At 64.7% G+C, this 9,846-nt stretch carries 8 protein-coding genes; 1 reads left to right on the forward strand and 7 read right to left on the reverse strand.

Going from position 1 to position 9,846, the window contains the following annotated elements; genetic code table 11:
* Window positions 1–140 precede the first annotated feature (140 nt).
* From ccmI to U5S82_18475, 5 genes are all read right to left on the reverse strand, one after another.
* Window positions 141–1,412 (reverse strand): c-type cytochrome biogenesis protein CcmI, encoded by a 1,272-nt coding sequence (ccmI, locus tag U5S82_18455; protein MDZ7753565.1) that lies wholly within the window; start codon window positions 1,410–1,412, stop codon window positions 141–143.
* A gap of 5 nt (window positions 1,413–1,417) precedes the next feature.
* Window positions 1,418–1,984, reverse strand: a complete 567-nt coding sequence (locus tag U5S82_18460; protein MDZ7753566.1) for a cytochrome c-type biogenesis protein — start codon at window positions 1,982–1,984, stop codon at window positions 1,418–1,420.
* Window positions 1,939–2,457, reverse strand: coding sequence for a DsbE family thiol:disulfide interchange protein (locus U5S82_18465; protein MDZ7753567.1), 519 nt, complete (start codon window positions 2,455–2,457; stop codon window positions 1,939–1,941). The genes U5S82_18460 and U5S82_18465 overlap by 46 nt, the downstream gene beginning before the upstream one ends.
* Window positions 2,454–4,454 carry a heme lyase CcmF/NrfE family subunit gene (locus U5S82_18470; GenBank protein ID MDZ7753568.1) on the reverse strand — a complete coding sequence of 667 codons (2,001 nt, stop codon included), beginning with the start codon at window positions 4,452–4,454 and terminating at the stop codon, window positions 2,454–2,456. Before U5S82_18470 ends, U5S82_18465 begins: the two co-directional genes overlap by 4 nt.
* Window positions 4,455–4,655: 201 nt before the next feature.
* Window positions 4,656–6,302: an ammonia-forming cytochrome c nitrite reductase subunit c552 gene (locus tag U5S82_18475; GenBank protein MDZ7753569.1), complete on the reverse strand. Its 1,647-nt coding sequence runs from the start codon at window positions 6,300–6,302 to the stop codon at window positions 4,656–4,658.
* Between the two features lie 224 nt (window positions 6,303–6,526).
* Here U5S82_18475 and U5S82_18480 point away from each other — a divergent pair, with 224 nt between their 5' ends.
* Window positions 6,527–7,273 (forward strand): Crp/Fnr family transcriptional regulator, encoded by a 747-nt coding sequence (locus tag U5S82_18480; protein MDZ7753570.1) that lies wholly within the window; start codon window positions 6,527–6,529, stop codon window positions 7,271–7,273.
* A 54-nt stretch (window positions 7,274–7,327) separates the two neighbouring features.
* On the opposite strand, the gene U5S82_18485 is transcribed toward U5S82_18480, so the two are convergent.
* Both U5S82_18485 and U5S82_18490 read right to left on the reverse strand, forming a co-directional pair.
* Entirely contained in the window at window positions 7,328–8,515 is a 1,188-nt protein-coding gene (locus tag U5S82_18485; GenBank protein MDZ7753571.1) for a bacteriohemerythrin, read from the reverse strand.
* A gap of 134 nt (window positions 8,516–8,649) precedes the next feature.
* On the reverse strand, window positions 8,650–9,705 hold the full coding sequence (locus U5S82_18490) for a rhodanese-like domain-containing protein (GenBank protein MDZ7753572.1): 1,056 nt from the start codon (window positions 9,703–9,705) through the stop codon (window positions 8,650–8,652).
* Window positions 9,706–9,846: the final 141 nt, after the last annotated feature.

Here is a 9,846-nt window from a genome sequence, read left to right on the forward strand (position 1 = left end):
CTCAACGCACCTTGACGCGGGTCAGCTCCCGGCCATCCTCGCTCATCACGTGGGTGGAGCAGGCGACACAGGGGTCGAAGGAATGGAGGTTGCGCAGGATCGCCCACGGCGGGCCCGACCAGCGACCGCCGATGGGGGCGTCAGGGCGTTATTCGGTCGATGGTCAGAAGCACGTCCAAACGGCCCACCGGCACCTCTTCGAGAACGCCCTCCAGATCGCCCGGGCGGGCCTCGGGATCACCCGTCCTGGAGACGCGTGCCACCAGGGTGATGCTCTCGTGGTTCGAGAGTACGTGGTCGGTGCTCAGGGCCAGGCTGTCGTCCAGGGTGAATTCGACAGGCAGTTGGTCCAGGCGGGTGCGCAGGGCGGCCAGGGGCTGGGTGCTGCCGGTCGCGGTGCGCGCGAACAGGTAAACCGTGTCATCCGGCGCGACCCGATGGGCGAGTTCGGGGGCCAGCTCGACACGTCCGCCGACGACTGCCGCCGGTGCCGCGTCGGGCGGTGGCTCGCCAAAGGCCTCCGTATGCCCCAGCGCCCGCGCATTGCGAACCATGGTCGTCAATTCGCCATGGGCCGGGGTACCTTCCGGCGTCTGCTTGAGCAGCTGATTCCAGTAGTAGCCGGCGGTGGTGTACTCCTTGTTCTGGTAGGCATGAATACCCGCAAGCTCCAGTGCCTTGGGATCCTCCGGGTCGAGACTCAGGGCCTTGCGCACCAGTTCGATGGGCCGGCCACTGAGATCGCGCCCGGCATTCACCGCCATGGCCTCCGCATATCCCGACACCACGACCGCCGTATCCGGCATCAGGGCATAAGCATGTTCATAGGCCTGCTCCGCGTCCTCCCAGCGGTCGCGGGCGATATACCCATTGGCCAGAAAGGTCCAGCTCAGCCCATCCTCGGGATCCTTGCGGACGTTATCTTCCAGCGTCGCGAGGGCCTGGTCGAATTTCTCGTCCAGCCGCACCAATGCCTCCTGTACCTTCCGCTCCCGCTCCTGTTCGGTCTGCTCTGCGACCGCCTGCTCGACGATGAAGCCCGGCTCGCCGGCGACGAGGTAGAACCCTACGGCCAGGGCCGGGATCACCGCCACCAGGCCCAGCCCCAGGCCCCGGTGGGCGACAGAAACGCGGTAAGGCCTCTCTTCTTCGGAGAGCGCATCCCGAGCCAGCCGGGCCTCCAGTTCCGCGCGGGCCGCATCCCGCTGGCCATCGCTGAGCAGGCCATGGCGATGGTCCTCCTCCAGTTCGCGATACTGATCGCGATAGACGGCGATGTTCAGCTCACGCCGGTCGAGGCCCTCCCGCGCCGGCAATCGCCGGAACAGCGGCGGCAGCACCCAGGCAAGCACGGCGACCAGGATCAGAACCACGGCAATCCAGAAGGGGGCGACAGTCACGATGGCGTTCAAGGGGATTACCTCTCTTCTCGGTGGGTAGGGCCGGACACCGCGTCCGTGCCCCGGGGGGAATGGGGCTCGCTGCCCTGCAGCAGGCGCGCGGCCTCACGCAGCGCGTCCGCACTCACATCCGCCTGGGGACGCAGCATCCGGCGTCGCAACACGCTGCCCATGGCCAGGCCGGCCCCCCCCAGCAGGAACGCCAGGGGACCGGCCCACAACAGGTAGGTCAGCGGCTTCAGGGGCGGGCGATAGAGCACGAAATCCCCATAGCGTGCGACCAGGGACTCTACCACTGCATCGTCGCTCATCCCTGCTCGCATCATTTCCCGGATCTCCTCACGCAGATCGAGGGCCAGGGATGCACGCGACTCGGCCAGCGACTCGTTCTGGCAGACGACACAGCGCAAGCCCTCGGCCAGCCGGTTCAGACGTGCCTCGAGGGCCGGGTCATCGGCGTTGGGGGCGGCCGGTACGCTGGCCATTCCCCATTCCGGGGCGAGCCACAAGAGGCATATCAGCAGGCCAAGGGATCCTTTCAAGACTGCAACGCCTTCAACAGGGGTTCGAACTTCCTGGTCCACACTGCAGGAGTGACGGGCCCCACGTGTTTCATCCGGATCATGCCGTGGCGGTCGATCACGAAGGTCTCCGGCGTGACGGTGACCCCGTAGCGAAGGGCGATGCGCCCGTCGCGATCATCCACCGCAGCGACGTAAGGGCTGCCGTTGCGCGCGAGCAGCGGGGCGGCCTCGCGGTCGAGATCCTTCCATGTCAGGCCGTAGATGGGCACTCGCCCATCCACCAACCGGGGCAGGTGCTTGTGCTCCTCCAGACAGACGCTGCACCAGGGCGCCCAGATATTCAGCAGCCAGACCTTGCCGCGGACCTCGGATGGCGAGAAGGTCTCCCCCGGCTGGCCGATCACCGGCAGGGTGAAATCCGGGGCCGGTCGTCCCACCAGCGGCGAGGGCACCTCCTTGGGGTTCAGATACAGTCCGACGTAGAGGAATGCCGCGACCGCGGCGAATAACCATAGCGGGCCCCAGCGTCTCATGCCGAGCGCCGCGCCACTGCAGAAGGAAGGGCCGCGGCCTCTGCGGCCACGGCCGGCCGACGCCGCCGCCGGGCCACACGGTAGCGCCCGTCCGCCGCCGCCAGCGCTCCACCCAATGCCAGCAACAGTGCGCCGCCCCACAGCCAGCCCACGAACGGCTTGTGATAGACGCGGACGGTCCACGCGCCGTCGCCCAGGGGCTCGCCGAGGGAGACGTAGACATCCCGAAACAGGCCGTAACTGACGGCGGCCTGGGTCATGATCATGCCGGATGCGTTGTAGTTCCGCTTCTCGGGGTAAAGCGTGAAGGTACGCCCGCGGGGTGTAGTCACCTCCATCGTGGCGCGCCCGGCGAGATAGTTGGGCCCGGGCACTTCTTGCACACCATGGAACACGAAGCGGTGCCCGGCGAGTTCCAGATGGCTGCCGATGGGCATGCGCACATCACGTTCGGTCTCGTAGTTGGACACCATCGTAATCCCCACGACCAGCACGGCCAGCCCGGCGTGGGCCGTCTGCATGCCCCAGAAGGCCCGGGGCAGCCGCGCCAGGCGCCGGATTCGACTGCCGCGATGGTGTTGCAGGCGCATGGCGAAGCCCTTCAGTACCGTAAAAAGGATCCACAGCGCCAGGAACAGGCCCAGGGTGACCTGCAGGTTCATGCCCTCGAGGGTCAGCGGTAACAGCAGGGCCGTGACCACGGCCACCGCGAAGGCCCCCCTCAGGCGCCCCATCAGGCCGGGCAGATCCGCCTGTTTCCAGCGCGCCAGCGGACCGACGCCGACCAGGAACAGCACCGGTGCCACCAGCGGCACGAATACAGTGTTGAAATACGGGGTCCCTACGGAGATCTTGCCGAGGCCGAGGGCATCCAGAAACAGCGGATACAGGGTTCCCAAAAACACCGCGCCCAGGGCGGCCACCAGAAACACGTTATTGGCCAGCAGCAGGGATTCACGAGAAAACCAGCCGCAGGCACCGCCGCCCATCAGACGCGGAGCGCGCAGGGCATAGAGGGTCAGGGAACCCCCGATCACCAGGCCCAGGAAGGTGAGTATGAACAGTCCGCGGGTCGGGTCGGTGGCGAAGGCATGGACCGAGGACAGGACGCCGGAACGGACCAGGAAGGTGCCCAGTAACGACAGCGAGAAGGTGGTGATGGCCAGCAGTACCGACCAGTTGCCGAACACGCCGCGTTTCTCGGTGGCCGCCAGGGCGTGGATCAGGGCGGTCCCGGCCAGCCACGGCATCAGCGAGGCGTTCTCGGTCGGGTCCCAGAACCACCAACCACCCCAGCCCAGCTCGCGATAGGCCCACCAGCTTCCCAGCCCCACCCCCAGGGTCAGAAAGGTCCAGGCCGCGGTGGTCCAGGGGCGCGACCAGCGCGCCCAGGCCGCATCGAGCCGACCGGACAACAGGGCCGCAATGGCGAAGGCGAAGGCCACGGAGAAACCGACATACCCCATGTAGAGCAGTGGCGGGTGTGACACCATCCCGAGATCCTGGAGCAACGGATTCAGGTCCCGCCCGTCGGCCGGGATGGGGAACAGCCGCTCGAAGGGGCTGGAGGTGAAAAGCAGCAACGCCAGGAAGCCAGCGCTCACCAGCCCCATCACACCGAGGACCCGTGCCACCATTTCTTCGGGCAATTGCCGCGAGAAAACCGCCACGGCGGCGGACCAGCCCGCCAGGATCACGGTCCAGAGGAGCAGCGAGCCCTCATGGGAACCCCAGGTTGCGGTGAATCGATACACCGCCGGGAGCTGGGAGAAGGAGTTCTGGGCCACGTTCCTGACCGAAAAGTCATGGCTCAGGAAGGACCAGGCGAGGATCGCGAAGGCAAGCAATAGCAGGGCAAACTGTCCCTGGGCCAGGGGCTTGGCGAGGGCCATCAACCGCAGGTCACGCCTATGGGCCCCGACCAGAGGAACGCTGCCCTGCGCCAGCGCCAGCGCTAGAGCAAACGCCAAGGCGAACTGGCCCAACTCGGGAATCATATGAGGCGCCTCGGTGGTTCAGGTATCCAAGTACGGTAAAGCCGCCCGCGCAGCGGCTTTCGGCGCATCCACGTGCCGGAGCATCCGGGGCATGGGCGGATGCCGGGGTACGGAAGGGAGACGCTAGCAGGCCACGGGCGGGATAACCCAAAAAAGGGGCCGGTGACGCGCACCGGCCCCTCGGACTGCCTGCCGTGAAGCTTACCTCGATGCCACCTTTGCATTGATCGCTTCGTTCAACACCTTGATCGCCTCCTTGCTCTTGTCGATGGACAGGGTCAGAGACTCGCGTGCCGCCTCTGGATTGTGGAAACCGACAGAGTTCTCGGCCGTCCACCATTCCCAATAGAGATGAGCATCGTAGTGCAGATCACGCGCCTTTTTCAGGACATCGTCCGACACCCCGGCCCGCTTGGCGACGGGGAACAAGTCGATCATCTGAGCCAGCCAGTACTCCGCCTTCACGATCTTGCCGTGGGTGTAGTTCTTGATGTAGTCGATAGCGTATTCCGCTTCCTCCTCGGTCCAGTAGCTGTGACACTTGAGACAGGTCGTCTCGATCCGACTCCGCGGGCTACGCTGGCCGTGATCGGTAAACTCCTTGCCATTCTCGAGCTTGACCTTGGGCATATGGCAATCGGCGCAGGCCACGCCGGCCCGCTCGTGCTTCGAGCCCCAGAAGGTCTCGGCTTCGGGATGCTGCAGCTTGGGCAGCAGGGCACCGGTGGTGGCGTGCTTGAAGTCCGCGAAGTTGATGGACTGGGCGCCCTCCTTGCAATCGAATACATTGGTCCAGAAGAAATGGTTGGCACGACGGTTATCCATGCCGACGGATTTTTCGCCCGTGGTCTTGTCGAAACCCGGATTGCAGTTGTACTCCACGTGGCATTGAGCGCACATCACGTTGGAGTCGGCCTCAGCCAGGAGACCGATGGAGCGGAAATCCTTGCCTTGACGCTTGAAGGTGACCTTTTCCATCGACAGCCGGGCGCTCTTGTCTGCATCGTAGGGGTATGTACCCAATTCGCGATCGACTACCGCATTGATGAGTCCGTCACGCACCACGCGCGGCCCGGAAGAATGCGGGTCATGGCACATGAAGCAGTTCAACGGGTGGTCGAGGTCGCGCGCAAACTCGACGACGGAGGACGTCCGTGACCATTTCGCCGCCTCGTGCTCGTCCCCCATATAGGCCCAATCCAGGATGTGGTCCTGGGTCTTGCAGTTCAGGCACACCGGGTTGGCGGCGGTTGCCGTCTGGGACAGGAACTTGCGCTGATCCGAGCTTTCCGGATCGGCGTCCGTCACCACCGTCCAGGCGCCACGCACCGCACCGATTCCGTCGGTGACCTTGGTCCAGTTCTGGAACTGGAAGCGGCCCCCGTAGGCACGGTCCACGACGTAGTGGTCCACCAGCATGAAGGCATGACTGCGCGGTTCGGCGTGCTCGAGGGCGAATCCGTGTCCGGCAATCAACTTGTCGAACATCGGCGACCGGCTCATCGGCGTCGCCTTCTCGACCCGTGGTTCCGACTCGTGATGGACGTGGACGAAGGAGTTGAACTGCGGCAGATGACAGGTCGCACAGGCCTCGAGGTCCGTGCGCGTGGTGGGCCTTGCACCGGACTTCAGATGATCAGTGGCATCGTGACAGTGCACGCAATTGACGGTGGCGTGGCGACCTTCCGCATGGAACTCTTTGATGTTGGCATGACAGGCGTAACACTGCTTCTCGTCCACCGGCTTCAGGGCAGATTCCGATGCGGCCGCTACGCCGTTGGCCGCGAGGGCCAACATGGCCCCCGCCGCTCCAAGCCACCAGCGGATTTTTCTTAATTGAGTGATCATGGTGAACTCCTTTGTTGGCCATGGCGGACATCTGCACGACATCCGAAAGTACGCGCAGAAGAAGCCTAATGCCCCCAAGTCGGAGCGACAATGCTCAAAACTGATATAAGTTAAGTTGGGTGATCGAAACCTTGACCGGGATCAATGTGAATCAGCAAATTGCGATTCAATGTGTGCTCAAGGCCCCGTATATAGCGCCCGTCCGAGAATACCAGGATCAGACCATGCCGGGAGAACTGAAAAAGATACTTGGAGAAACACCGTTGCTGGCGAGTTTCGACCCCGCGCACCGGGAGGCCATCGCTCGCATGTCACGGATGGTCGATTACGCGGAAGACGAATTTATCTTCCATGAGGGAGCGCCTTGCGGCGCCTTTTTTATCGTGGTCTCCGGCCTGGTCAAACTCTTCGTCACCAACAACCGGGACCAGCGGAAGATCATCGAATTCATCTCGCCTACGGAATCCTTCGCCGAGGCCGCCATGTTCTCCGGCCAGGGTTACCCGGTGTCGGCACTGGCGGTGGTGGACGCCTTGCTGGTGCGCATCGATGCCTTCGGCTTCACCCGATATCTGCACCAGCACCCGGAACTCACTTGGACCATGCTTTCCCAGTTGAGCCGGCGGTCCCACTACCTCATCGGGCAGATCCGGCAGATGTCCCTCCAGGGCGCGCGCTCCCAGGTGGCGGACTACCTGCTCCAACGTCACTCCACGGAGGAACCCCTCCAGCCCATCACCGGCCTCCCGGCGCGCCGGGCCGATCTGGCTGCCGCCGTGGGTGTCACCGTAGAGACCCTGTGCCGGGTGATCTCCGAATTCCGCAACCACGGCTGGATCACAACCAGGGACAACACCATCATCATCCAGGAGCCGGATAAGCTGGAGCGGTTCCGCCACGAGGACAGGCCCAAACGGCCCCGTGCGAATAACGTGAAGCCCGTCGAGGGACGCGCCTCCGGAGTCGCCTAGAGAGACCTCAAATCCATCCGGGTACGCCGCATCCTTGCCCGATCGTTCCAGGAATCAGGCTGCTTCTCCCGGACTCGAACGGACGCAATTGCGGCCCGCAGCCTTGGCCGCATAAACGGCTTCGTCGGCATCCTTGATCAGATCGGCGACACCACGCATCCCGGCGTGGCGCACGGCGACTCCGGCACTGATGCTGCCCCGCCACTCACCATCGCCCACCGGCACGCGCAGGGCACTGATGCGGCGCCAGGCGTTGGCCGCCACCTGCTCGGCGCCTTCCAGCGGGGTACGGGGACAGATGATGAGGAACTCGTCGCCACCCATACGGCACACCAAGTCATCGCTGCGCACGGCATGGCGCAACTCCCTCGCGACCCTTATCAACACCTCGTCGCCGGCATCGTGGCCGAAGGTATCGTTGACGGGTTTGAAATCGTCGGCATCGATCATGATCACCGCGAGAGGCCCATTTTCTGCGACCGCTTCTCCCCACAGGCGCTCCATCTGGGCCATGGCATGACGGCGGTTGGGCAGGCCGGTGAGGACATCGGTATTGGCCACGTCCTCCAGGTGCCGGTTGGCCTCGGCCAGGGCCGCCCCGAGGCGCTGGGACTCCACCTTCTCCTGCTCCAGCCGCGCCACCAGACCAGCGAGTTCCTCGGTGCGCGTGGCGACGCGGTGTTCCAGATCTTCGTTCAGCGCCTCCAACTCCCGGTTGCGCTCGGCCACCTGCTCGAACAGCCCATTTAGGGCGGCCAGCAGCGGCTCGGTGGCATCCCGTCGTTCATCGTCCTCGGCAAGCAGTGCCTGGCGCGGCGTCATGCCGGCATGGATGCGCTCCATCTGGCGGGCCATGGCCTGGTCGGTACCCAGGATATGGTAGACCAGCCACGACGTCAGGAACTTCAGGATGGAACGGATCTCGGCAACTGCCTCGGCAGACAACCGGCCGTAGAGACGTTCGACCTCTGCCAGGTAGTAGCGGTGCTGGGCGTGGTGCCGTTCCACGTAGCCGGCGTCGAGCCCTTCCTGTACCATCAAGCGCTCCTCCTCGGCGAAGTGGTAGACGGCATAGTCCCGCAGATCCCGGTAGAGGGCGGCGATGTCATCGGCCCGGACCTCCAGGTTCTCGCGCACCCGCTCACCGATGGCATTGATGATATCCACCAGGTGACGGTGCTGATCATCCACCTCCGTCAGGCCGGTTTCGAAACGCTCTGTCCACTGAAAGGTCTGTGCCATTGGTCTACACCGGGTGTCTGCGTGGCTGCCCCGCGCCGCTCTGTGGCGCCCGAACGATGGTTAGAGGGCGATAGTCAGAGGACGATGATCAGGGTCGCGATCGCCCATGGCACATCTCCGCACTATATGAAAAGTCATGGTAACCCAGCAACGGCCCGCACGGGCGGAGGGGGTGAATGGGCAGCCCCGGATTCCCTCGGGTTGGATGGCGCCGGGGCCAGGTCATTCTCATAGACGATCCGGGTGGCGGCGGGGCCGGATACCGTGGGCAGACCCGCGGTCCGCCAACCCGTGAAACCATTCTTCAACACGGTGGCCCTGTCGTAGCCCCACTCGCGCAGCAGCTTGTAGGCCCGCACGGCCTCCCGGGACGTGTGGTCGTCGGCGTAGACGATGACCGGCGCACCCCTGTCGGACAGCCCCGGCAACCGGGGCGACTCCTGCCCGGCGATGGTACGCTGGGACATAGCCTGCAACTCCGACAGGGGCATGGCCACGGCACCCACGATGTGGGAGCGGCTGCTCACGGTCCGGGGCCGCACGTCCAGCACCACGTGCCGGGGGTTGCGATGCTTCGCCAACCAGGAGGCCTCCGAAAGCAGCAGCAACCTGGTCTCGCTCCAGCCCGGCAGGCCGTCAAGATAGCCCTTGAGGTTGGTGTGGCCGGCGGCCTCGGCCTGCTCCACCGCCGCCGCGGTGTCGGGAAACGTGGGGCCGCGGCCATAGAACACCAGCAGCATATCCTTGTCCGCGGGCAGCCTGCCAGGGAAGTCCTCGTCCTCGGGGGAGGTGGACCCGGCGCCCGGGATATGGGCCGTTGCGAAGAGATCATGGGGACGGGTGTCGTACAACTGATGGGGCTGCCCATCCGTGATGATGCCGAGCAGTTCGTTGATGGAGATCGCCAAACCGGGAGGCAAGTCGAACAGGACCTTGCGGATACGCGCCGCCGGACCGCCCTCCTGCCGTTGCACCTCGATGAGGTCGGGCGGGCCGAGGTCATTCAAGCCGGCGGCACCCTCGTACCGGGTGTCGGCATCGGTACCGATCACCTCCCGCCCCTTGCCCTCGACCTGGATCACAATGGTACCCGCCTGAGGGGATATCTCCGCGATGCGGCCCTTCAACGTCTCGGCCTGGACGCCGCCCATCAGGACGAACAGGGTAAGAAACAAGAAGGACTTCTGCATGGCCACCTAATCCCTATATCTCGGTAGCCACCCCCGAGGGTCGATTGTGGAAGATGGCGAGGATGATCTGTTACTCGAGATACACCACAATCGGGCGACCCGCGCCACGGGGCCCGGCCGGCGTGCGGGTAAGCGCCTCAA

The organism is Gammaproteobacteria bacterium, assembly GCA_034522055.1.
Lineage (GTDB): Bacteria > Pseudomonadota > Gammaproteobacteria > JAABTG01 > JAABTG01 > JAABTG01.